General features: G+C 68.3%; 21 protein-coding genes. 13 read left to right on the top strand and 8 right to left on the bottom strand.

Going from position 1 to position 22,434, the window contains the following annotated elements:
• Positions 1-10: 10 nt before the first annotated feature.
• The 3 genes from NATPE_RS02335 to NATPE_RS02345 all read right to left on the bottom strand — a co-directional run bounded on the left by NATPE_RS02335 (position 11) and on the right by NATPE_RS02345 (position 3,708).
• Positions 11-850, bottom strand: coding sequence for an ABC transporter permease subunit (locus tag NATPE_RS02335; protein ID WP_006180193.1), 840 nt, complete (start codon positions 848-850; stop codon positions 11-13).
• Positions 847-1,815, bottom strand: a complete 969-nt coding sequence (locus tag NATPE_RS02340) for an ABC transporter ATP-binding protein (protein WP_006180192.1) — start codon at positions 1,813-1,815, stop codon at positions 847-849. The genes NATPE_RS02335 and NATPE_RS02340 overlap by 4 nt, the downstream gene beginning before the upstream one ends.
• A gap of 75 nt (positions 1,816-1,890) precedes the next feature.
• The gene (locus tag NATPE_RS02345) at positions 1,891-3,708 is read right to left on the bottom strand and encodes a S9 family peptidase (protein ID WP_006180191.1); all 1,818 of its coding nucleotides are present in this window, start codon (positions 3,706-3,708) and stop codon (positions 1,891-1,893) included.
• Between the two features lie 193 nt (positions 3,709-3,901).
• On the opposite strand from NATPE_RS02345, the gene NATPE_RS02350 reads away from it, so the two are divergent.
• From NATPE_RS02350 to NATPE_RS02360, 3 genes are all read left to right on the top strand, one after another.
• Positions 3,902-4,504: a hypothetical protein gene (locus NATPE_RS02350; RefSeq protein ID WP_006180190.1), complete on the top strand. Its 603-nt coding sequence runs from the start codon at positions 3,902-3,904 to the stop codon at positions 4,502-4,504.
• 222 nt (positions 4,505-4,726) lie between these two features.
• The gene (locus NATPE_RS02355; RefSeq protein WP_006180189.1) at positions 4,727-5,788 is read left to right on the top strand and encodes a glycosyltransferase family 4 protein; all 1,062 of its coding nucleotides are present in this window, start codon (positions 4,727-4,729) and stop codon (positions 5,786-5,788) included.
• Between the two features lie 51 nt (positions 5,789-5,839).
• Entirely contained in the window at positions 5,840-6,250 is a 411-nt protein-coding gene (locus NATPE_RS02360) for an HIT family protein (RefSeq protein ID WP_006180188.1), read from the top strand.
• Here the strand turns inward: NATPE_RS02360 and trpB are convergent.
• The 3 genes from trpB to NATPE_RS22530 all read right to left on the bottom strand — a co-directional run bounded on the left by trpB (position 6,245) and on the right by NATPE_RS22530 (position 8,926).
• A complete protein-coding gene (trpB, locus tag NATPE_RS02365; RefSeq protein WP_006180187.1) occupies positions 6,245-7,396 on the bottom strand; it encodes a tryptophan synthase subunit beta in 1,152 nt (383 codons plus the stop codon). The two genes, NATPE_RS02360 and trpB, sit on opposite strands and share 6 nt — an antisense overlap.
• A 401-nt stretch (positions 7,397-7,797) precedes the next feature.
• Entirely contained in the window at positions 7,798-8,781 is a 984-nt protein-coding gene (locus NATPE_RS02370; RefSeq protein ID WP_006180186.1) for a YeiH family protein, read from the bottom strand.
• Between the two features lie 4 nt (positions 8,782-8,785).
• Positions 8,786-8,926: a hypothetical protein gene (locus NATPE_RS22530; RefSeq protein WP_006180185.1), complete on the bottom strand. Its 141-nt coding sequence runs from the start codon at positions 8,924-8,926 to the stop codon at positions 8,786-8,788.
• Positions 8,927-9,175: 249 nt separating this feature from the next.
• Here NATPE_RS22530 and NATPE_RS02375 point away from each other — a divergent pair, with 249 nt between their 5' ends.
• Positions 9,176-10,111, top strand: coding sequence for a phosphatase PAP2 family protein (locus tag NATPE_RS02375; protein WP_006180184.1), 936 nt, complete (start codon positions 9,176-9,178; stop codon positions 10,109-10,111).
• 24 nt (positions 10,112-10,135) lie between these two features.
• Here NATPE_RS02375 and NATPE_RS02380 read toward each other — a convergent pair whose 3' ends face one another.
• Positions 10,136-10,930 (bottom strand): hypothetical protein, encoded by a 795-nt coding sequence (locus tag NATPE_RS02380; protein WP_006180183.1) that lies wholly within the window; start codon positions 10,928-10,930, stop codon positions 10,136-10,138.
• A gap of 214 nt (positions 10,931-11,144) precedes the next feature.
• Here NATPE_RS02380 and NATPE_RS02385 point away from each other — a divergent pair, with 214 nt between their 5' ends.
• The 5 genes from NATPE_RS02385 to NATPE_RS02405 all read left to right on the top strand — a co-directional run bounded on the left by NATPE_RS02385 (position 11,145) and on the right by NATPE_RS02405 (position 18,817).
• Positions 11,145-12,728: a sulfatase gene (locus NATPE_RS02385; protein ID WP_006180182.1), complete on the top strand. Its 1,584-nt coding sequence runs from the start codon at positions 11,145-11,147 to the stop codon at positions 12,726-12,728.
• A gap of 450 nt (positions 12,729-13,178) precedes the next feature.
• Entirely contained in the window at positions 13,179-13,508 is a 330-nt protein-coding gene (locus NATPE_RS02390; RefSeq protein WP_006180181.1) for a hypothetical protein, read from the top strand.
• Positions 13,509-13,622: 114 nt separating this feature from the next.
• Positions 13,623-14,951 carry a hypothetical protein gene (locus NATPE_RS02395; RefSeq protein ID WP_006180180.1) on the top strand — a complete coding sequence of 443 codons (1,329 nt, stop codon included), beginning with the start codon at positions 13,623-13,625 and terminating at the stop codon, positions 14,949-14,951.
• A 51-nt stretch (positions 14,952-15,002) separates the two neighbouring features.
• Positions 15,003-17,504: a heavy metal translocating P-type ATPase gene (locus NATPE_RS02400; protein WP_006180179.1), complete on the top strand. Its 2,502-nt coding sequence runs from the start codon at positions 15,003-15,005 to the stop codon at positions 17,502-17,504.
• Positions 17,505-17,578: 74 nt separating this feature from the next.
• Entirely contained in the window at positions 17,579-18,817 is a 1,239-nt protein-coding gene (locus NATPE_RS02405) for an MFS transporter (protein ID WP_015298712.1), read from the top strand.
• Between the two features lie 57 nt (positions 18,818-18,874).
• On the opposite strand, the gene NATPE_RS02410 is transcribed toward NATPE_RS02405, so the two are convergent.
• A complete protein-coding gene (locus tag NATPE_RS02410; RefSeq protein WP_006180177.1) occupies positions 18,875-19,261 on the bottom strand; it encodes a thiol-disulfide oxidoreductase DCC family protein in 387 nt (128 codons plus the stop codon).
• 225 nt (positions 19,262-19,486) lie between these two features.
• Here NATPE_RS02410 and NATPE_RS02415 point away from each other — a divergent pair, with 225 nt between their 5' ends.
• The 4 genes from NATPE_RS02415 to NATPE_RS02430 all read left to right on the top strand — a co-directional run bounded on the left by NATPE_RS02415 (position 19,487) and on the right by NATPE_RS02430 (position 22,434).
• Positions 19,487-20,083 (top strand): DUF7437 domain-containing protein, encoded by a 597-nt coding sequence (locus tag NATPE_RS02415; protein WP_006180176.1) that lies wholly within the window; start codon positions 19,487-19,489, stop codon positions 20,081-20,083.
• Positions 20,080-20,589, top strand: a complete 510-nt coding sequence (locus tag NATPE_RS02420; protein WP_006180175.1) for a hypothetical protein — start codon at positions 20,080-20,082, stop codon at positions 20,587-20,589. The genes NATPE_RS02415 and NATPE_RS02420 overlap by 4 nt, the downstream gene beginning before the upstream one ends.
• A 43-nt stretch (positions 20,590-20,632) precedes the next feature.
• Positions 20,633-21,883, top strand: coding sequence for a hypothetical protein (locus tag NATPE_RS02425; protein WP_006180174.1), 1,251 nt, complete (start codon positions 20,633-20,635; stop codon positions 21,881-21,883).
• 149 nt (positions 21,884-22,032) lie between these two features.
• Positions 22,033-22,434, top strand: a complete 402-nt coding sequence (locus NATPE_RS02430; protein ID WP_006180173.1) for an HVO_A0114 family putative DNA-binding protein — start codon at positions 22,033-22,035, stop codon at positions 22,432-22,434.

The raw sequence follows: 22,434 nt of genomic DNA on the forward strand, positions 1-22,434 counted from the left end.
TGAACCGTTCTTAGCTGAGGTCCGTTCGACGGAACTGCCATGCGCCCAGCAACAGCGGGACGACGATCCAGCCGGCGAGGATCACGAGCATGAACCAGCCTTGGATGTAGAACGGATTGGTCCCAGCCGTCGTGGCCTGTAGGGCGGTGAAATCGTCCGGAAAGACGAGTTTCATCCCGTTGAGGTAGGCCCCAGTCGGGCTGAGGCTGAAGATAAGGTCCAGCAGCGAGTCGCTGTAGTCGACACCGAGTTCTTCGAAGACGAACTCGGCCATCTGGACGGGACTAACCGGCAGGAAGTTCCACGCGAGGTTAAACACGAAGAAGAAGCCGATCGCGCCGGTCATCGCCCGCGAGCGACTCGCGGTGGCCGCCGAGATCGCGACGGCGACGGCGACGTATGCCAGGGCGTACAGCAGGGTCAGCGCGACGAAGGCGGCGTAGCCGTCGTACTCGAGGGTCATGTCGGGGACGAGTATCTGTGCGGCGATGATCCCGATGGCGAACGCGATCAGCAGCGACGCCACGACGACGCCGGTACGGGCGAGCAGTTTGCCGACGACCACGTCCGACCGCGAGACCGGGAGACTCAGCTGATAGCGAATACTGCCGGACCCACGCTCGCCGGCGATCGAGAGATACGCCGCGACGATCGCGACGAGCGGGATGACCAGCGCCCCGCCGACGCCTGCCAGACTCCACAGGACCATGTAGAAGTCCGGTTCCGGACGACTGCTCTGGCCCCAGTAGAAGACGAGCATGAACAGGGCATACAGCAGGGCAGGGATCCAGACGAGCTTGGCCCGCCGAACGTTCAGGAAGTCCCGCTTGGCAACGGAGAGTGCGCTCATGCGGACACCTCCTGTTCTCGCTGCTCCGCTTCCGGCGCGACCGATCCCTCGCCCGCGCTCTCGGCCCCGGTGTATTGGTTGAACAGTTCCTCGAGCGAGGTGTCAGTCGAGAGGATATCGGTCACGATCGCCCGCTCGTCGACGTGGCGGACGACATCGACCTTGACTGCGGGCTCGTCACAGACCGCAGTGACGGTATCTCCGTCCGCGGAGACCCGCTGTACCCCCTCGATCGAGCCGACATCGAGCGCGTCGGGATCGACCGCCTCGGCGAGTTCGACGTCGATCGTCGCCGCGCCGGTCGACTCGTCCCGGAGGTTCTCGATGCTGTCTAAGGCGACGAGCCGGCCCTCGTTCATGATGCCGACGCGGTCACAGACCGCCTCGACCTCCGAGAGGATGTGACTCGAGAAGAAGACGGTCGTCCCCGAGTCGGCCTCCGCTCGCAGCAGTTCCCGCATGTCCTGAATCCCCGTCGGGTCGAGCCCGGAGGAGGGCTCGTCGAGGAGCAGTAGTTCGGGGTCGCCGACCAGCGCCATCCCGAGGCCGAGCCGCTGGCGCATCCCCTTCGAGAAGCCGCCGGCGGCCCGGTCGGCGTCCTCAAGGATCCCGACGCGCTCTAACAGCGCGTCGACGTCGGTATCGACACCTTTGGTGTCGGCGACCCACTCGACGTGTTCGCGGGCGGTCAGGCGCTCGTAGAGGGTCGCGCCTTCCGGGAGGACGCCGATCCGCTCGCGGATCTCTCCGGTTTCGTCCTGTGCGTCGTACCCCAGCACCGTTGCGCTCCCGTCGGTGGGACGGACGAAGTCCAGTAACATGTTGATCGTCGTCGACTTCCCGGCCCCGTTCGGACCGAGGAAGCCGAAGATCTCTCCCTCCTCGACGGTCAGGTCGAGATCGTCGACGGCGAGGACCGAGTCGCCGTACCGCTTGGTCAACGAAGTCGTTTCGATGGCGGCCATACTCGTCAGTCCACGATCACGTCATGTATAGTTTTTGTAATAATTCCGCGAACCGATTCGGCCTCCCGTGGGGGATCAGACGTGTTCGTCGAGGAAGGCCGCGATCTCGCTGTAGGCCTCGAGACGGTTCTCGAGTTTCGAGAAGCCGTGGCCTTCGTCCTCGAAGATGAGCTTTCGAACGGGAACGCCCTGCTCGGCGGCCCGCTCGGCGATCTGTTCGGCCTCTCCGACCGGGACGCGAGGATCGTTTTCGCCGTGGAGGACGAACAGCGGGGCCGCGATGTTCTCGACGTTGTTGATCGGCGAGATCTCTTCCAAGAACTCGCGGTCCTCGGCGAGGCTCCCGTACTCGGCTTCCCGCAACTCGCGCCGCCAGTCGCCCGTGTTCTCGAGGAAGGTGACGAAGTTGGCGATCCCGACCACGTCGATGCCGGCGGCCCAGAGGTCGGGGTACTCGGTTAGCGCGGCCAGTACCATGAAGCCGCCGTAGGAGCCGCCCTTGGCGGCGATCCGATCCGGGTCGATCGCGGGATGGCCCTGTAGCCACTCGACACAGGCCTCGATGTCCGCGACCGAGTCCATCCGGTTCTCGACGTCGTCCAGCGCCGCGTAGTCCGCGCCGTAGCCGGACGACCCCCGGACGTTGGGTTCGAAGTAGGCGTAGCCCCGATCGAGGAAGTACTGCTTGACCGAAGAGAAGGAGGGGCGGCGCTGGCTCTCGGGGCCGCCGTGGATGTCGACGATGACGGGTGTCTCGCCCTTGGTGTACTCGTCCGGAAGGGTGAGAAAGCCGGGAACGTCCAGCCCGTCGAAACTCTCGATGTCGACGAGGTCGGAGCCGTCGAACGACTCCCGGGGGATGCCGGCGGTCGGCGCGTCGGTCCAGCGCTCGGCCTCGCCGGTCTCGATATCGACCACGAAGACGTTCGTGTTGACGGTGTCGCCGCTCGTCGAGAGGGCGAACCGTTCGGCGTCGGGGTCGAAGCTTACGCCGCCGGCCACCCCGCCCGGCAGGTCGGGGTCGGGGAAGGTCTCGAACGCGGTCGGGTCGTCGGGATCGAACTCGCCGACGGTCAACTCGGTGTAGCCCTCGACGTTGCGCGAACAGACGAACCGGCCCGTCTCGTCGTCCAGCGCGATGCCGTCGACGTTCCAGCCGTCCCCATCAATGACCGTCTCGAGGTCGTTCGTCGCCAGGTCCAAATATGCCAGATAGAGCGTCTCAGCCTCGCCCTCGTCGGTCACGAGGTAGATCCCCTCGCCGTCCGGTGCCCAGCTCGCGCTCTGGTAGCGGACGTCACCGTCGTGGGGCGTGAGATGATCGAGGTCGGGCTCGTCGGCCTCGAGGTCGAGGACGGAGAGGTCCTGATCGAAGTTGGAGTAGGCCTGCGAGACCAGCAGCCGGGAGTCGTCGGGGCTCCAGCCGGACAGCGAGAGCCAGCCGTCGCCCTCGTAGACCAGTTCCGCTTCGTCGCCGGTCGCGTCCCGGTCCTGTACGTAGACATCGAAGACGGACTCGTCGCGGCGGTTCGAGGTGAAGGCGAACCGGTCGCCGTCGTGGCTCCAGCCGCCCCAGCGGTGTTTGGCATCCGGCATCGCGGTCAGGTTCTCGATTTCGCCGGTCTCGGCGTCGAGTCTGAACAGTTGGGCGCGTTCGTTGCCGCCCTCGTCCATCCCGAAGATCAGTTCCGGTCGCTCGGGCGACCACGAGGCGAAGGTCACCCGCTCGTCGTAGAAGGTCCGCTGCTCGGGCCACTCCCGTGGTCCCTCGAGGGTCCAGACCTGCGACGTGCCGGTCGTATCCATCAGAAAGGAGAGTCGGTCCCCCTCGGGACCGAACGAAGCACCGTAGGCACTGCGAATGTTGAGGTAGCGCTCGATGTCGTAACCCATGCCAGGGCCGTACGGACGCGGGGGAGTAATCGTTTCGGTCACCGGACTCGCTCGCGGAGCCACGGCCCCAGTAGGGACCGATTTCTCGCAGTCGGCCCGTGGACGCTCGCTCGAGCGCCGTGGCCGGATCCGTTCGTCCCCGTCGCGGAATTGCATCGGTTAACAAAGCCGTCCGAGGGAGTGGCGTCACTCGATGGCAACCGAAACCGACGCCTCGTCGGTCGGCGTCGTCCTCGTGACGACCGTTCTCATCCTCGCGGCCTTCGGGCTCACCGTCGCGGCCGTCGGGTCGGAACTGTTCGTGGGGGATCCGGTCGGGGACTCGACGACCGACGGCGGAGTCGAGCAGCCGGAGTTCGACGTGGAAAGCAACGATTCCGACAGCGACGACGGTGACGATGGCGCTTCGAGTGACGACGGTGGGGACGAGAACGGCGATGAGGCGTCCGGGGATGGAGATCCGGATGACGAGAACGACTCGGACGGCGACGGAAGTGACGAGTTGGATGACGCGGACGATTCCGTTGGCGACGATGACGACGACAGCGACGAGACGATCGGAAGCGATGATGACAACGATAGTGACGAGACAATCGGAAGCGATGATGACGACGATAGTGACGAGACGGACGGTGGGAACGACGGAGCAGACTCGGCGGAAAGCGATACCGGGGACGAGGACGGCAGTGACGGTGAGACGGAGACCGACACCGAAAGCGACGACGACGGCTTTTTCGAGGGTATCGACTCGTTTTTCGGCGATGACGACGACTCCGCCAACGCCAGCGGTGACTGACTCCTTCCACAACTGACGTCGTGGGTTCGTGTCGGTCACGGACCAAGCGCCCGACACGGACGGGGATCGCCACGGCGGAGTTTCGTGGTCGACTGCCACGGTTCGGGCCGTGCCAGTCCGGCCCCGACAGGGACCGGCGGCCGCCCGCTTACGCGGACCCGCGGGCCGACGAATCGAGTGAAAAAAGTGACTTTATAGCCCGGGGCTCCGTTGCCGCCGAGTATGCGAATCGCGTTCGTCTCGTTCGAAACGGCTCACCACCGCGATACCGAGACGAACCAGCGGTTCCGAACCGTCTGTGAGATCCTCGCCGAGAACGGCCACGACGTCCACTGCTACTGTGCGGGCTTTTGGGCCGGCGAGGACGCGACGTTCGAGCGAAACGGGATCACCTATCACGCGGTCTCGAGCGGCCTCGAGGCCAGGAGTTCCTTTCTGCTTCGTCTTCCGTTCGTCCTCGCCGCCGCGCGCCCGGACGTGATTCACGCCAGCGCCGAGCCGGCGAGTCAGGTCGTCGCCGCCAAGTGGGGCGCGCGGCTCGCGCGGGCCCCGCTCGTCCTCGAGTGGTACGGCGACGGCGGCGTCACGGAGACGCGCTGGACGCGGGCCGCCGCCCGGCGGCCGGATCGGATCGTCACCCCGTCGTCGCTCGTCACGACGTGGGTCCGCGAACTCGGCGCGGACGGCGACCTCGTCGAGCCCGTCCCGAACCCGATCGACTGCGACCGAATCCAGGCGGTAGAGCCGGCCGAGCAGGTCGACGTGATCTACGCCCGCCGGCTCGACGAGGGGGCCAACCTCGAGAGCCTGCTGTTGGCCCTCGCGGAACTGCGAGGGCGGGACTGGCAGGCGACAGTCGTCGGCGACGGGCCGGAACGCGATACGTACGAACGGCTCGCGAGCGACCTCCGGATCGAAGACCGCGTGACCTTCGCCGGCGATCTCGACCTCGAGGAGCGGATCGCGGCCTACCGTGGCGCACACGTCTTCGCCCAGACGGCCGACCACTGCGTGTTCCCGACGGAGATGCTGTGGGCGCTCGCGGCCGGCTGTGTCGGGCTCGTGGAGTATCACGTCGACTCGAGCGCACACGAACTCGTCGAGGGCTGGGACCGAGGATTCCGGACCACCAGCGAGACCGAACTCGTCGAGGCGATCCTCGCGGCGCGCGATCTCGAGCATCGCGAGTACGACGATCGGTTCGCCGACTACGACCGATCGGTGGTGGCCGAACGGTACCGCGACCTGTACCGAACGGTTCGGGACGAGTACGGCGTGCTGTGATCGCGACGCGGCCGGAGATAGCTATTTGTTAATTCGTGAGAACATTCGGCTATGCACGACGACTGTGAGTTCTGCCGGACCGTCGCCGGCGAGCAGGCGGCACACGTCCTCCACGAGGACGAACGGACGCTTGCCTTCCTCGACGAGAACCCTGCTACACCGGGACACACACTCATCGTTCCACGCGCCCACGCGGAGGAGGTAGTGACCGCCGACGAGCCGACAGCAGCCGCCGTCTTCGAGACGGTCCGTACCGTCGCGACCGCGCTCAAGTCCGTCCTCGAGCCCGACGGGTTCAGCGTCTTCCACACCAGCGGCCCGCTGGTCGGCAGCGTCGACCACGCACACGTCCATCTGGTCCCCCGCCGAACGGACGACGACGTGCGACTGTCGCTGTCACGGACGCCGCTCGAGCCCGACGCGGCAGCCGACCTGACGGGCCGTGTCCGGTCGGTCCTATAGCTCGAATTTCGCGGCCGCCGTCTCCATATCCTTGTCGCCGCGACCCGAGAGGTTCACGAGGATCGTGTCGTGATCGCCCGCCTCAGCGAGTTCGATCGCGCGAGCGATCCCGTGGCTCGACTCGAGCGCCGGGATGATCCCCTCGGTCTCGCTGAGTTCGCGGAAGGCCGTAAGCGCCTCGTCGTCGGTGACGCCGGTGTACTCACAGCGTCCCACTTCGCGGAACATGGCGTGTTCGGGGCCGACGCCGGGGTAGTCAAGCCCCGCCGAGACGGAGTGAACCTCGACGTCGTCCTCGATGACTCTGGTCTTCATCCCGTGGATCGTGTCGTCTTTCCCTTCCGCCAGCGGAGCGGCGTGACGGCTCGAACCGGCCCCCTCCCCGCCACCCTCGGCACCGTAGAAGTCGACGTCGTCGTCGCGGAAGGCATGGAAGAGCCCGATGGCGTTGGAGCCGCCGCCGACGCAGGCGACGGCAGCGTCGGGCAGGTCCCCGGTCCGCTCTCGGATCTGTTCGCGGGCTTCCTCGCCGATCACCGACTGGAAGTCCCGGACCATCCGCGGGAACGGGTCCGGGCCGACGACGCTGCCGACCAGGTAGTGGGTGTCGTCGACGTTCTCGGCGAAGTCCTCGAGCGCGGCGTCGACGGCGTCGGCCAGCCCCTCGTCGCCGCGGGTGACTTCGTTGACCTCGGCACCCATCAGCCGCATCCGGAAGACGTTCATCTCCTGGCGTTCGACGTCTTTGGCCCCCATGTAGATCTCCGTCTCGAGGCCGAGCAGTGCGCCGACCATCGCGGTCGCGGTGCCGTGTTGGCCGGCGCCGGTCTCGGCGATGAGCCGGTCGCGACCGGCCTGCTTCGCCAGCAGGGCCTGCCCGAGACAGTTGTTGATCTTGTGTGCGCCGCCGTGGAGCAGGTCCTCCCGCTTGAGATAGATGTCGGCCCCGTAGCGATCGCTCAAGTTCCGCGCGTAGTACAGCGGCGTCGGTCGGCCCGCGAACGTCTCGAGCAGGTCGCGTAGCTCCGACTGGAACTCGTCGGTGGCCGCGATGTCGTCGTACGCGGTGGCCAACTGCTCGAGCGGTTCCTGTAGGGGTTCGGGGACGTGTCTGCCACCGTACCCTTCGAATGCTCCGTTGGACATACGTCTGTGACTGACATGCTGGCGGCAAATAGCTTCTGTGCTGTCCGGCCGCGACGGGCGCCATTGACGGGACTTGGCGTCTCGTGCGGCCGGACGTTGTGGCCGTAGCCGCGGCTTCGGAACGGAGCTAGGCGGCCGAGACCGCTTTGGACATCGCCGAGCCGGCGGCGGATCTCCGGAGCCGGCTCGTCGGTGCCGTGGATCGGCTGGTCGCTGCGGTAACCAGACAGCTATCTGAAATGACGCGGTATCGGCCGGCCGTTTCGTGATCCTGCTCCGTCAGCCCCACATGGCTGTCCAAGCGAGCGGTTCCGGCTATCCCAGCGTCGATCGGATGGTGCGTATTTTGCCGGCTTCTCGAACACGACTACGGCCGCGGTATTGGGTCCGGGTCGCTCCGCTCAGAACAGCAGGACCAGTGCCGCGAGCGAGAGGGCGCTACTGGCAAGCAGTGCGATCAGCACGACGACGGCGGGCGTCCACCCAGTGGTACGGAGATCGGCGAGTCGGATCTCGGTGCCGAGGCCGGCGAACGCGACCACGAACAACCAGTTGTAGGCGTTCTCGATCGATGCCAACTGGGCCGAGGAGAGGACGCCGGCGCTCGCGACGACGGCGAGTGCGAGAAATCCCAGCACGAACTTCGGGAACTCGTCCCAGAGTGTCAGAACGGAGGGACGACTGTCGCCGGCCGCGCGTGCATAGTAGCTCGCGTATGCGAGAACGACGACGCCGATCAGGGCGTTTCGCGAGAGCTTCGTCATCGTCGCCCACTGTCCGGCGGCCTCGGAGTGGGCGAAGCCGACGGCCACGACGGGACCGGTCGAGAACATGCTGACGCCGGCCCACGTCCCGAATACCATCCCCGAGAGACCCAACAGATCGCCGACGATCGGGTAGACGACGATCGTGACCGCGTCGAACAGCAGGACCGTCGCGGCCGCGTATGCGATCTGCTCCTCGCGGGCCCGAATCGAGCCGGCCACCGCGACGACCGCCGAGACGCCACAGATGCTGGCACCGGCCGCCAGCAGCGACCCCATTCGGTCGGCCAGCCCGAACACGTTGCGTGCGAGGAGTTCCACGACCAGCAGCGTCGTCGCGGTCACGCCGACGACGAGTAGCAGGACGACTCCACCGACTTCGAGGACGGTCTCGAGCGAGATCGACGCGCCCATGAGTACGATCCCCGTGCCCAGCCAGAGCTTGTGCGTCTCGATACCGGGCTCGAGGCAATCGGGAATCCCGACGGCGTTCGCCGCGACGAATCCGAGCGCGATCGCCAGCAGGAGATGATTGACGCCGAGCGCGCCGGCGAGCGTTCGGGCGAGGAGCGCACCCAGACAGAGAGCCAGCAGGCCCGGCAGTAGTCGACGCCCGTTCATCGCCTCACCACGGAATCCGCAACTCGAGGAGGACGACGAGTGCGACGATCGCCGCGCCGATCAGCACGCTCTGCCAGTCGCGCTCGAGGACCGTCCAGCGATCCGTCACGGCGTCGCCGATCGGCAGCCAGCCATCGGTCGACATGTGTCCGTGTTCGAGAGACGGCCGTAGTTAACTGTTGTCGATTCCGTCGTAGATCCCGGCGCATGTTTCCGGTATATTCGGCAGATCGATTCGATCGACGGACTGTCGGTTCGCTTCGACGACTCGCTCGAGGCCTCGAGCATCTCGGGCGGCACCGGGTGGGCGTTGAAATACGGGCTGTGGATCGCGAATCGGGCCGGCCGCGCTCGTCGGAATCGCTTATGTATCCCGTCGCCCGTAGCGTGGGGTATGTCTCGAGGGTTCGAGTGGTTCGACGCGTTCCGCGAGGTCGCCCCCGAGTGGGCCGTCGTCCTGCTCGGGCTCGTGACCCAACTGGGAGACGTTTGGTTCCTCGGGCTGATCGTGGGGGTCGCCTACTGGGGGGCGACGGCCCGCCGGGACGAGGCCGCCGCCGTACTCGGCGCGATGGTAGCCGGCCTGTCGCTGATCACGGGCCTGAAGCACGTCTTCGCCCTCCCCCGGCCCGAGCGGGTACTCGTGGAGGCGGGTGCGCTGCCGGCGGCGGTTCAGCCGCTCCACCGTGCGACGGCGACCGCGACTGGCTACGGCTTTCCGAGCGGTCACGCCCTGATGACGACGGTCGTCTACGTCAGCCTTGCCGAGTACCTCTCGGTCGGCACGCGACGGCAGCGGTATCTCACCGCCGCCGCGCTCGTGACGGCCGTCTGCCTCTCTCGGGTCGGGCTCGGCGTCCACTACCTCGTTGACGTCGTCGCCGGCGTCGGCGTCGGGCTGGCGTTTCTGGTCCTCCTCTGGCGGCTGCTGGATCGGTATCCAACCCGCCGCGGCACGCTCGGACTCGGGCTCGCGGTCGGGTTCGCCGCCATCGCCGTCGCCACGAGCGACGCCGACCCCGACGCCGTCCTCCTGTTGGGCACGTCGATCGGCGCGTTCGCCGGCTGGCAGCTCCCGGCCCTCGCTCGAGGGCTCGAGGCCGGACACGGTCCGATACGAACGAGCCGACCGCTCGCGGCGCGAGCCGTCGCCGTCCTCCTCGCGGCCGCGTCGCTGGCCGTGCTTACCAGTATTTACTGGCCCGAACCGCTGCTCGCCGCGAGCGGGGTTCTCGGCGTCGCCGCCGCTGCGTTCGTCGCGGCGCCCGTTCTCTACCACTCGGACCTCGAGAACTGCCTTCGGCGTCAGTCGCCCTCGCGATCGCAGTAAGTCCGTCGGGGGCGAGGACCGCGTTTATTTCTCGTCCTCGTCCGCCTCGTCGTCCGTCGCTTCCGCGTTGTCCGTTGCCGCCTCGTCGTCCGTCTCCGACTCGGATTCGTCGTCATCGGGCGGCTCGACTTTCATCTCGGAGGCGTCCTCAGCGGGGCTGGCCTCCGGTTCCGTCTCCGCCGTCTGGGTCGGCTGGGCCTGAGTCGGGTCCGGCCCGGTCGCCTCGCTGGTCTCGTCGGCCATCGCGGTGTTGGAGACGTCTACTTCCACCTCGTCCGTCCCGGTCTCGCGTCGGGGCTCTCCCTCGTCGGCTCCGAGATCTGGCCGGGACCGCGAGGGGTCCTCGTCCGGCTCGTCGGTGAACTCGATCCGCGAGCCCGAGTCCGCGGGGTCGTCGATCCCCCGGTCGGCCGTGATCTCGCCGTCGCCCTCGATCTCGGACTCCCGGCCGGAGTCGACCCGTTCGGCGGCCGCACTGGCCGCGTCCGAGACGTCTTTCCCGTCGGTGCCGCCCTCGACAGCCGGCACGCCATCGCTCTCGGCGCTCGAACGACGTCTGCGAAGCCCGTACCCGGCGAGCGCGCCCCCGGCGACGGCAAGCGGGATCGCCCGCCGGCGGTTCGCGGCCAGCGAGCGGACGGCGGCCGCGAGCAGGAGGCCGCCGCCGAGAACCGGGAGCGCCCCGCCCCCGAGCGCGTCGGATGCCGCTGTGAGTCCGCTCTCCGGGTCGACCAGTTCCTCGCGGTCCGTGAGGTCCTCGATTCCGGGTCGGTCATCGATCGATTCGTCGGTCGTCGCGTCGTCGTGGGGTGCAGTCATCCGTTCATCGCTGGTACGCCGTCCGGCCGGATGAAGATTCGACCGGCAACTGACTACCCGGCCGGGACCGTCCCGGTCATCGCCCGCCTCGAGCGATATCGGATATTGCGGTTCTGGAGCGCTTCCGACGACAAATCGGGCGATAGAACTGATTACGGCCCTGCATACTCCGGGCTGGTGACCTTCCCTCCACCGCGTGGAGATACCCCCATCCATGTCGGACTCGAACGGACGTGACGACGAGTCACATCGTACTGTGCGGAACGTGGTTCTCGTCGTTCTCGACACGGCGCGGTCGAAAAGCGTCGGCCTGCAAGGGCTTTCGGAGGGGACCGCGGCGGGTCCCGATCACGTCGGCTCGAAATCGCGTCCGGGTGATCGGGCCGCGAACGGCGACGGCACGGGCGCGCGCCCGACGCCCACGGTGGCGCGACTCGCCGCCGAGGGTGTCGCCTTCGAGAACGCCTTCGCGACCGCGCCGTGGACGCTGCCCTCCCACGCGTCGCTGTTTACCGGCACCTATCCTTCCGAACACGGCACCCACGGCGGCCACACCTATCTCGAGGGCGACCTGCGGACGCTACCGGAAGCCTTCGCTGACGCGGGGTACGAGACGGTCGGCGTCTCGAACAACACCTGGATCACCGAGGAGTTCGGCTTCGACCGCGGCTTCGACCGACTGCGCAAGGGGTGGCAGTACATTCAGGCAGACGCCGACATGGGCGCGGTCGTCCGCGGCGAGGACTTCCGGGAGAAACTCGACGCAACCCGCGAGCGGCTCTTCGACGGCAACCCCGTCGTCAATGCCGCCAACATCCTCTACAGCGAACTGCTCCAACCGGCCGGCGACGACGGCTCCGCCCGCGCGGTCGACTGGACCGCCGACTGGCTCGAGAGCCGAAGTGACGACCGTCCCTTCTTCCTGTTCTGTAACTTCATCGAGCCCCACGTCGAGTACGACCCGCCCCGCGAGTACGCCGAGCGGTTCCTCCCCGAGGGAGCCAGCTACGAGGATGCGACGGCGATCAGACAGGACCCCCGAGCCTACGACTGCGAGGACTACGAGATCTCCGACCGGGAGTTCGCCATGCTTCGGGGCCTCTACCGCGCGGAACTGACCTACGTCGACCACCAGGTCGGCCGGCTCCGGGCTGCACTCTCCGACGCCGGCGAGTGGGAGGACACCCTCTTCGTCGTCTGTGGCGACCACGGCGAACACGTCGGCGAACACGGCTTCTTCGGCCACCAGTACAACCTCTACGACACCCTGCTGAACGTCCCCCTCGTCGCCCACGGCGGGCCCTTCATCGGCGGCGACGCCCGCCACGACCTCGTGAGCCTGCTCGATCTCCCTGCCACCCTGCTCGAGACGGCTGGTATCGACGACCCCGCGCTCCGCGAGGGGTGGTCGAGCCGGTCGCTCCATCCCGACTCGGACGACGACCCCCGTGAGGCCGTCTTCGCCGAGTACGTCGCCCCGCAGCCCTCGATCGAGCGCCTCGAGGCCCGCTTCGGCGCGATCCCCGACCGCGTCCGCGCGTTCGACCGGCGGCTGCGGGCGGTCCGGACGGCCGACTACAAGTACGTCCGCGGCGACGACGGCTTCGAACGCCTCCATCACGTTCGATCGGACCCGCTCGAGGGAACCGATATCAGCGACGCGGAACCCGATCGGGTCCGGGCGCTCCGGCGGCGACTCGAGGCGCGGTTCGACCCGCTCGAGGCGGCCGGAGAGTCGGGCGAGGTCGAGATGCGCGAGGGGACCAAAGATCGACTTGCGGATCTGGGCTATCTGTGACGGCGTGATTGGCCGGTGACCGCTCACACCCCGTGCGGTGGCGCGCGCTGGCGGCTCCCCGAACGTCAGTGAGGGGAGGCGACGACGCTGCGCGAGGGATGAGCGAGCGCAGTGAGCGAATCGGCTGGGGAGGGCGAGGCCCCTCCGTGTTGCCACGATAGCAGAACGCTCTTTTGAACCGATTTCTCAATAGATCGGTCGAGATCGATATCACAACGACCGTTCTGCTATCGTGGCTACTAGGGATTACCACGTCCTCCCCAGCCGATTCGTTCGGTCACTTCGTTCCGTCTCTCATCCCTCGCGCAGTGTCATCGGCCGCCCTCACTATCGTTCGGGCGACCGACAGCGCGCGCCACCGCACGTTGTTCCGAAGGCCGTGGTGCAACGGTATCAAGCGCGCAACTGTACACGCCGGACGGTTTCCCACCGCCGTCGGAACGTGGAGCCATGTCCGCCAACGGCTCCGCCGAACCGGCGTCGTTCCCGTTCCCCACGCAGGTCGTCTACGAGGCGTCGGCCGAGCGACTCCGCGCCGCCGTCGACGTCGCCCCCGCAGCGATGGACGACGTGACCGTCGAGGTCGGCTCGCGTCGCCTCCGATTCGCGGTCGACCGCGCCGGAACCGACGGCCACCTCGGCGACGAGACCACCACGACTGACGACCAAACCCTCGAACGCACCGTCACGCCGCTCCCGCCCGGCCTCGAGTTCGGAGCCGATCGCCACGCGTTCTACAACAACGGCGTCCTCACCGTCTCGCTCGAGACGGAATCGTGAGTCTCTGTCGCCCACCCCGACGGGCTCTCATTTCCGGTCGATGGGACCGAGGGGACTGCCTGCAGCACGTTTTTGCTCCCCAGTCCGGTAGGCAAGACGACAGTCACGGAACTGATGGCCACCCACGACGAACGCTCGAGCGACGGCTTCCTCCCGTTCTTTCGCGAGTACACGAAGACCTGGATCCACGCGGTCGCGGCAGCCGGACTGACGGCGTTCGGGACGCTGTCGGTCTATCACCGCGCGTTCATCGCCCTCGCGTTGGCGTCCTATGTCGTCCCGCCGATCGCCCTGTACCTGTGGCGGCCGTCCGCGGGACGGGATGCCGCGACCGACCGGGCGAGCGAACCGTCGGCCGCTCGAGACCGCGCGGCGACGACCGCCGATCGAGCGGCGACCGGTGACACGGCGCTCGAGCGCCCGGATGTGGCGGCCGAATCCGCGGACCGCGACGGACACGACGGCGTCGCTCTCGGCTCGGACGACGACCGTCCCGATGTCGATACCAGCGGCGGAGCATCCGGGACCGACGCCGCCAGCGAGACCAGGCGGCCCCACGTCCGGGAGTGGCGGCCCGTCGACGTTCCCACCGAGGCGACGCTGCGGGACGTCTGCGTGACCGACGGCGGCGCGGCCCACGCGGTCGGCGAGGACGGGGTCGTCCTCTCGGCCACCGGCGGCGACACCGAGTGGTCGGTCGCGCTCGCGGACGGGCCGGCCGCGCAGGGCGAGGAGTTACAGGGGGTCGACGCGACGGCCGACGGCGCGGCGGTCTGGATCGCCGGTGACAGCGGCGCGGTGGGCCGACTCGAGCCCGAGACGGGACTGCACACCGATTACACGGCCCCGCTCGAGATCACGAACAACTGGCTGGGAGTCGCCGTCGCCGGCCGAAGCGGCGACGAGACGGTTCTGCTGATCGATGGCTCCGGAGCCGTCCTCCGCGGACGATACCGCGACGGGACGATCGGGTGGGACGAGCCCGTCACCCCCGGCAGCGGCTCGAGCCTGAGCGGGGTGGCGCTGGCCGACTCCGCGGTCGGCTACTGCTGTGATACGAACGACGCGGTCTTCGAGACGGCCGACGGCGGGGCGTCGTTCGACCGCGTCGGCCCCGTCGGCGCCGGCGGCACGCTCGAGGCCGTCGCGACACTCGGCCGCGGCGACTGTCTGGTGAGCGCGGACGACGGCGTCGTCCACCGCTACGGCGGGTCGACGTGGACGCCGGAACGGGTCAGCGAGGAAGCGATCTGTGGGCTGGCCCGTCGGGAGGGGGAGGCGATCGCCTGCGACGCTGACGGCATCATCTACGAGCGCGGCGGGGCCGACTGGGACGCGGTCGATACGGGCCCGCTCGAGTCGCTGATCGCCGTCGCGGTCGCGCCCGACGGACGGCGGGCGGTCGCGGTCGGCGACGAGGGGACCGTCGTCGAGCGGCGATGAGCGACGGTCGGATCGGCCACTGTTATTGCCGTCGAACCCACATCGCCTAGCGTGAGCGATCGAGACGCGACTGGCGACGGAACCGACCGCTGTCGGCTCTGCGGCACGCCGCTCTCGGGGGCCGGTGAGCGGGCCGCCGACGACTTCTGCTCGAGCGGCTGTCGCGATATCGCCGCCGAGTACGGAACCGGCGACGACGGCCCCCGTTCGACGGACCGGCCGGCCGACTCGAGCCCGGACACGACGGCGGAGACCGACGGGACCGTCCGGACCTTCTTCCGGGTCGACGGCATGCATTCGGCCAGTTGCGAGGCCTACCTCGAGTCCGTCGCCGAGGGCCGCGACGGCGTCCGCGATGCCGAGGCGAGCTACGTCACCGAGACAGTCCGGGTCGATCACGACCCTGATCGGATCGGCGCGGACGCCCTCGAGGACGCGCTGAGTACGCTTGGCTACACCGCCTACCGGCGCGAGGACGCAAGCGCTGACGAGGATACCGGTGGCACCCGCCGCTCCCGGGAGATGGACGGGCTCCGGAAGCGCCGCGCCGACGATATGCTCGAAATGCGGTACGTCGTCGGCGTCGTCTTCGGTTCCTTCCTGCTGTTGCCGTTCGTGGCGGTCTTCTATCCGATGTACCTGACCGCGTTTACCGACTGGGGCGCGATCGCCCACTTCGAGGGGTCGTTCACCGGCTTTAGCGGCTCCCTCTATCTCCCGCTCTTTGTCGTCCTGACCGGCGCGATCGTCTACCTGACCGGCGGGCCCGTCCTCCGGGGCGCGTACGTCAGTCTGAAGCTTCGGCGGCCGACGACGGACCTGCTCGCGGCGCTGACGATTCTGGCCGCGTACACGTACGCCTCGACCACCGCCGCCCTCGGTCGGACCGACGTCTACTTCGATCTGACCATCGTCGTCGCTTCGCTCGTAATGGGCGCGACCTACTACGAGTCGACCGTCAAGCGCCGTGCGACCGACCGGCTGACCGACCTTACCGTCTCGCAGGTCGACACTGCCCGGCTGTACGCCGAAGACGGCTCCACGACCGAAATCCCGGTCGCCGACCTTGAGTCCGGCGACCGCCTGCTCGTCCGTGAGGGCGAGCGGATCCCGGTCGACGGCCGGCTGGCCGAAGGCGAGTGTACCGTCGACGAGGCCGTCGTCACCGGCGAGTCGCTCCCGGTCCCGAAGGAAGCCGGCGACGAGGTGGTCGGTGGCTCGGTCGTCACGACCGACGCGGCGGTCGTCGACGTCGGCGAGCGGACCACCAGTAGCATCGAGCGACTCACCCGGGTCGTCTGGAACGTCCAGAGCGCCGACCACGGCGTCACCCGGCAGGCCGACGAACTCGCCGCCCGACTCGTCCCCGCCGTCCTCGCGGTCGCCGCCCTCGTCGGCGTCGGGGCCGCTCTCACCGGTGCCGGCACGACCGCGACCGCGCTCGCGGCGCTCATGACGCTCATGGTCGCCTGCCCGTGGGCGCTCGGCTTCGCGACACCCTACTCCGTCGCGACGAGTCTGGAAGCGGCCCTCGAGCGCGGCATCGTCGTCTTCGACGAGACGGTCTTCGAGCGTCTGCGTGCGATCGACGTCGTTGTCTTCGACAAGACCGGGACGCTGACGACCGGCGAGATGTCCGTCCGCGAAGCCGACGCCCCCGACGACCTGCTCGCGGCCGCCGCCGCCCTCGAGCGGCGGGCGGCCCACCCGGCCGCGGCGGCGATCGCGGCGGCCTTCGGCGACGGGAGCGAGACAACTGGCGAGGCCGACGGCGCGGCCCGGGCCGACGGGGGCTCGGCCGCCGCGAGCGACCTCGAGGTCCGGGACTTTCACACCCACGCGACCGGCGTCGAGGGGACCGTCGACGGCCGGCGGATACTGGTCGGCCACCCGGACCTGTTCCGGGAGCGAGGCTGGACGCTCGAGGACGGGCTCGAGAAGCGGATCGAACGAGCGCGGGAAGCGGGACGGCTCCCGGTCGTCGTCGGCCGGGACGGGGATGCAGAGGGGCTCGTGATCGTCGGCGACGAACCGCGTGAGGGGTGGGAGGAGACGGTGACGGCGCTCTCCGAGTCCGGCGTCGAGGTCGTGGTCCTGACCGGCGACGACGGGACGGCCGCCGACGCCTTCGCGGCGCATCCGGGCGTCGATCACGTCTTCGCCGGCGTTTCGCCCGACGGGAAGACGGCGGCGATCGATCGGCTCCGGGCCGACGGCCGCGTGGCGATGGTCGGCGACGGAACCAACGACGCGCCCGCGCTGGCCGCGGCCGATCTGGGTATCTCGCTGGGCAGCGGGACGGCGCTGGCCGCCGACGCGGCCGACGTCGCCATCGCCGACGACGACCTCGCGGCGGTCGAGCGCGCCTTCGCGCTGGCCCGGGCCGCCCGCGATCGGATCAGGCAGAACCTCGGGCTCGCGTTCGTCTATAACGCTCTCGCGATCCCACCGGCGGTTCTCGGGCTCGTGAACCCGCTGGTGACGACCGTCGCGGTCGTGATCGGCACCCTGCTGATCGTCGGCAACGCCGAGCGCTCGCTGCTCGCGGACTGAGCCGGGGAGTCGATGCCGGGGAGACGTACCGGGAGGACAAACTACAGGGATCGCCGTAACCGATCCACGGCCGGATGACTGGACGGATGGACCGTCGCCGCGCGTACGCGGCCGTCGTCGTCGGAACGCTGGGCTATACCTGTCTGATGTTCGTCTGGTTCTCGCTGCCGGCCTATCTCTCGACGATCATCGACGATCTCGGGCTCTCAGGGACCCAGGCCGGCGCCGTCGCCGGGGCGGTCCCGTTGACCTACATCCCGATCGCGCTGTTTTCGGGCGTCGTCGTCGACCGGATCGGGCCGGGCCGGAGCCTCGCTGCGGGCGTGTTGATCTACGGGTTCGCACAGGTCGCTCGCAGCTTCGCGGCCGGCTTCCCCTCCCTGCTCGCCGCGACCCTCCTGATCGGTGTCGGCGCGACCGCGATCACCTTCGGGCTCCCGAAGCTCGTCTCGGTGCTGTTCCCGCCCGACGAAACCGGCCTCCCGTCCTCGATCTATCTGGTCGGCGCGTCGACGGGGACCGCGAGCGTCTTCGCCGTCGGCCGGCCCGTTTTCGGCCCGCTGCTGGGTGGCTGGCGGCCCCTCTTCTTCTGGAGTGGCGTCGTCGCGATCGCGTACGGCCTGCTGTGGCTCGGCGTCGCGCACCGACTGGGGATCGACGCCCGCAATCGAGCGGCCAACGACGCCGACGACGCGGACTCCTCGCTCTCTCCTGCGGCGATCGCTCGCGACCTGAAACTCGTGCTGACCCACCGCGAACTGCAGCTGGTGGTCGTCGTCGGGACGATGTACCTGCTGATCGCCCACGGTACCCAGAGCTGGCTCCCGACGCTGCTCGAGGCCCGAGGTTACTCGGCCGATCGGGCCGGCCGGACGACGAGCCTGCTGGTGGCCGCGAACGTCGTCGGCGTGGTGGCCGTCCCGGCGGTCGCCGACCGGCTCGGCGTCCGCCGTTCCGCCCTGATCGGCTGCGGGCTGATCGCCGCGCTCGGGATTTCGGGGATCCTCTCGAGCGGGCTCGGACTCGCCCTGCTCGGGAGCGTCCTCGTCACCGGGTTCGGCTTCGGCGGGCTCTCGCCGCTCATCCGGGCGATCCCGCCGGAACTCGAGGGGATCGGCGCGCGCCTGACCGGCACCGCGGTCGGGTTCATCTTCGCTGTCGGCGAGATCGGCGGCTTCCTCGGCCCGGTACTCGTCGGGACGCTGTACGACCGCACCGGCTCGTACGCGCCGGGGCTGGGGCTGTTGGCCACGGCGGGGCTCGTCGTGGCGGTCGCCGGCAGCGTGTTGCGGTTTCGGTACGGCGATTCCTGACGGTCGCTCTCGCTCGAGGCCGTACGGGGTCACGAGCCCCGGCCGGCGTGACTCGAGCTAGCCGTCGTCCGACTTCCGTCGCGCCGGTGGGGTCTTCGAGAGGTACCGTCCCCATCGGCCGCGGTTGTCGGCGACCCACCGGTAGGCGCGCTCCCGAAACCGTTCGTAGTCCTCGAACTGCCGGAGGAACCCAACGGCGTCGCCGGCGGGCTCGACCAGTTCCGTCCGCCTGAACGCCTCCTCGATCGAGGCCCCACAGGAGTAGACCCCCTCGTCGGTGACCATGTGCGAACATTCCTCATAGTCCTCGGGCAGCCGAGCCAGCAGGTCCTCTGAGAGATCACTGAAGCCGACGATCCGGAGATCCGCCCGGTCGTCGAAGAAGTCGGCCCACCACGTACAGAACCCGCAGTCGTCGTCGTAGACGAGCGTGGCCTCGCTCATACCCCATCTGGGGACCCGACGCTACTAACGCTTGTTCCCGCCGGCTCGAGTGCGGGTCGGACTCGAGGCGCCACCGACGAGGTCGTCCTCGTCGGCATCGCAATCGAACCTCGAGGTTCGGTTGCGGTCTCGGTCCGGGGAGTCGATGTCTCCGGCCGGTTCGGGCGACTTCCCGCCCCGAAACACCTATTACTCTTTTGCTGTAATTTGTAATCAGATACTCGCATGTCCCGTACTACCGATCACGGAACTGATGACGTCGTCGGTGCCTTCCTCTCGGTCGCCGATCTCCTCGAGGAACCTCGACTCGCCCGGCTCTACGCGGCGCTTTCGCGAACGGACGAGATGTCCGTCAGCGAACTCATGGACGCGCTCGACCTCCCGCAGGGGACGGCCTATGCAGACGTAAACCGCCTCGAAGAAGCCGGGTTGATCGAGCCGACGACGACCGATCAGCCCCACCGGTACGCGGCGGTCGATGTCGATCTCACGCTCACCAGTTCCGGGACCGAATACACCATCACACCCGCATTGATCGATGCCGTCGGCCGTCGCGCGACCGACGACGACATCGACGCCTATATCGATCGCCACGGCGTCGGCGGGCTCGCGATCGCGCTCTCGTACGCCGTCGATCGAGAACGCGGTGACACGACCCATCGTCTGATGGCACGGGACCTCGATTGCTCACCGATCGAAGCCGAGGCCATCTTGCAGGCGCTCCGTCCGGTCGTACAGGATCACTTCGATCTCGACTCGTCCGGCGCGTCGCTCGCCGATGTCGCCGCGGACGACGCGACTGATTTCACCGACGACGCGTGACGACCGTTCATATCGCCGATACGGGATTCGTCGTCACGATCGGGTCGCCATCGAACGAGCGGTATCGGCGGGTCCGAACGTTCTTCAACGGCGCCGACCGTCCGGTCGTCGTTCCCCAGCGGGTCTACGAGGAACTGACGGCGAGCGAAATACCCGACTCGAGCAAGCCGTTGCCGGTCGATACTGCGATCGACGAGGGGTGGCTACGTATCGCGCAGCCGCTCGACTATTCGATGCCGGTCGTCTCCCGAACGATGGACGGCGTCCAGCGGTACATCGCGAGCGCCGACGGCCGACCCGAAGACGAGGTGGAGCGGGCGGATGCGGCGCTCGGCGGGCTCGCCGCGCAGGTACTCGGATCCGGGGCAGCGACACAGGTCTACGTGTATACGACGGATATCGCTGCCGGCGAGGGAATCGAAACCGTCCTCGAGAGCGAGGGCTACGGCGACTCGGTCGCGTTCGTCGACGGCTTCCGATTCGTCGAAGACCTGCTCGATCGGTAACGGCCGCCGGAACCTTCTTGAAACCGCTGGGCAATCCTGAGCCATGAGCAGTGCGGCCCGGCCGCTCTCGGAACCGCGGGTCCTCGCCCACGCCAAACGGCGACTCTTTCCCGCCGACGACGAGTCGGCCGCCTACGCAGTCGCCGACACCCAGTTCGCCAGCGAGGAGTGGCTCCCTGGCCGCCCGGTCGCGCCCGCGATCCGCGAGCGGCTGGCCCCGTTCAACCACGTCCAACTCGGTAGCGGCTACCCCGATCTCGTGGGAGTGCGTACCCTCGAGCCCGAGCTGCTGGCGGTCGAGCGGGTCGGCGACGAGCCGCCCCTGATCGCCATCGAGGCGAAAGGCGAGACCAGCGGCGGCGTCGACACCGAGCGGGGGATCGTCCAGGCCTACGACCGGCTCGGCGAGGCGAACGCGGCGTATCTCGCCGCGCCGATCGACGCGATCGCCGAGACCGATCGCACGCTCGCGACCGAACTGAACGTCGGCGTCCTCGGCGTCGACAGCGCGGGCTCTGTCGAGCCCCTCGAGGTCCCCCGCGTCGTCGGCAACCGGACGACGACCGAGGCGACGGCCCTGCGGTTCCAGGCGAGTGTCCAGGGGGTCGCCGACGCCTCCTTCGGGCTGAACCATCCGAAGAACTACCTGGGGTATCCGCTGGCCCACTACGCGGCCGGTGAGACGGCGACGCTGCTGTCGGAATACGACATCGTCGGGGCCGTCGATGACGCGCGACGCGGGGCCGCGTTCCTGGGCCTGATCGAGGACCGGCCGGGCCTCGAGGGCGATTCCCTGACCCCGCTGGGCGAGGAAGTCGTCCGGTTCGCGAAGAGTCACAGCGGGTCGGTCGAGGCGGCGCTTTCGGAGTTCGCGGACTGGTACCGATCGCGGAAACGGTTCGTCGACCTCGCGCCGGCGTGGGGCCGGCTCGTCCGGCGGGTCCTCTTCGACTACGAGGCGACGGGCCTGCTCGTCCGGGAACTCCAGCACATGTACGAGGACGGGATCGCCGACCCGTCGCTGGTCGACGTCGTCGAATATCTCCACGAACTCCACCCCTCCTTCACCGTCGAGCTGTTCGTCCGCGGCGACGACGGCGTCCGCGGCCGGGTCCTGACCGACGACGGCGACCTCCGGCGAGCGCCGCTCGAGGACGGGTCGATCTACCACTCGCCGACCGTCTTCCAACTGAAGACGATGCTGTTCCACGCGGGGATTCTCGCCGAGCGCGGGACCGAGCCGCATCGGCTCGAACCGCTCGCGGATAGCTGGGCGCTTCGGGAGCCGGTGTGATCGCTTCGAGCGGCCGCTCGGTGATCTCCTCAATCAGTACTCTTTCCGCGTTGGTTCCCGAACTAACGATATAGCGGACGGCTTCGACCGACGACGATCTCGACACGGACTGCCGATCACACGTCTACGACCACGGCAGGTGACACATCATGCCCACCACAAACGTACTCCTGGTCACGATCGGGGACGGCGACGGACTGTACGAGGAGGGCCTCGAGGCGATTCGAACGCTGCGGGGCGGCGAGTCCGTCGACCGACCGGCGACGGTAACGTTCGCGAACGAGCGACAGCTAAGCGACGTGTTCAACGAGCGAACGTACACGCTGCTTCGCGTGATCCGCGACGAACACCCCGATAGCATCCGCGAGACGGCCCGGGTCGTCGGTCGCGACGTAAAGAACGTCCACGAGGAGTTGACGACCCTCGAGGCGCTGGGGATCATCCGGTTCGACGACGACGGCCAGTCGAAGCGGCCGGTCTTTCCCTACGACGACCTCATCATCAGTCCCTTCGCGCACGACGGCGGTGATTCCGCCCCCGCTACTCCCTAA

The sequence above is a fragment of the Natrinema pellirubrum DSM 15624 genome, assembly GCF_000230735.2.
GTDB classification, from domain to species: domain Archaea; phylum Halobacteriota; class Halobacteria; order Halobacteriales; family Natrialbaceae; genus Natrinema; species Natrinema pellirubrum.

What these genes read in the sequence shown, in the direction of transcription:
- NATPE_RS02335 (WP_006180193.1), bottom strand. Translation starts at nt 850, where the DNA reads ATGAGCGCACTCTCCGTTGCCAAGCGGGACTTCCTGAACGTTCGGCGG.
- NATPE_RS02340 (WP_006180192.1), bottom strand. Translation starts at nt 1,815, where the DNA reads ATGGCCGCCATCGAAACGACTTCGTTGACCAAGCGGTACGGCGACTCG.
- NATPE_RS02345 (WP_006180191.1), bottom strand. Translation starts at nt 3,708, where the DNA reads ATGGGTTACGACATCGAGCGCTACCTCAACATTCGCAGTGCCTACGGT.
- NATPE_RS02350 (WP_006180190.1), top strand. Translation starts at nt 3,902, where the DNA reads ATGGCAACCGAAACCGACGCCTCGTCGGTCGGCGTCGTCCTCGTGACG.
- NATPE_RS02355 (WP_006180189.1), top strand. Translation starts at nt 4,727, where the DNA reads ATGCGAATCGCGTTCGTCTCGTTCGAAACGGCTCACCACCGCGATACC.
- NATPE_RS02360 (WP_006180188.1), top strand. Translation starts at nt 5,840, where the DNA reads ATGCACGACGACTGTGAGTTCTGCCGGACCGTCGCCGGCGAGCAGGCG.
- trpB (WP_006180187.1), bottom strand. Translation starts at nt 7,396, where the DNA reads ATGTCCAACGGAGCATTCGAAGGGTACGGTGGCAGACACGTCCCCGAA.
- NATPE_RS02370 (WP_006180186.1), bottom strand. Translation starts at nt 8,781, where the DNA reads ATGAACGGGCGTCGACTACTGCCGGGCCTGCTGGCTCTCTGTCTGGGT.
- NATPE_RS22530 (WP_006180185.1), bottom strand. Translation starts at nt 8,926, where the DNA reads ATGTCGACCGATGGCTGGCTGCCGATCGGCGACGCCGTGACGGATCGC.
- NATPE_RS02375 (WP_006180184.1), top strand. Translation starts at nt 9,176, where the DNA reads ATGTCTCGAGGGTTCGAGTGGTTCGACGCGTTCCGCGAGGTCGCCCCC.
- NATPE_RS02380 (WP_006180183.1), bottom strand. Translation starts at nt 10,930, where the DNA reads ATGACTGCACCCCACGACGACGCGACGACCGACGAATCGATCGATGAC.
- NATPE_RS02385 (WP_006180182.1), top strand. Translation starts at nt 11,145, where the DNA reads ATGTCGGACTCGAACGGACGTGACGACGAGTCACATCGTACTGTGCGG.
- NATPE_RS02390 (WP_006180181.1), top strand. Translation starts at nt 13,179, where the DNA reads ATGTCCGCCAACGGCTCCGCCGAACCGGCGTCGTTCCCGTTCCCCACG.
- NATPE_RS02395 (WP_006180180.1), top strand. Translation starts at nt 13,623, where the DNA reads ATGGCCACCCACGACGAACGCTCGAGCGACGGCTTCCTCCCGTTCTTT.
- NATPE_RS02405 (WP_015298712.1), top strand. Translation starts at nt 17,579, where the DNA reads ATGACTGGACGGATGGACCGTCGCCGCGCGTACGCGGCCGTCGTCGTC.
- NATPE_RS02410 (WP_006180177.1), bottom strand. Translation starts at nt 19,261, where the DNA reads ATGAGCGAGGCCACGCTCGTCTACGACGACGACTGCGGGTTCTGTACG.
- NATPE_RS02415 (WP_006180176.1), top strand. Translation starts at nt 19,487, where the DNA reads ATGTCCCGTACTACCGATCACGGAACTGATGACGTCGTCGGTGCCTTC.
- NATPE_RS02425 (WP_006180174.1), top strand. Translation starts at nt 20,633, where the DNA reads ATGAGCAGTGCGGCCCGGCCGCTCTCGGAACCGCGGGTCCTCGCCCAC.
- NATPE_RS02430 (WP_006180173.1), top strand. Translation starts at nt 22,033, where the DNA reads ATGCCCACCACAAACGTACTCCTGGTCACGATCGGGGACGGCGACGGA.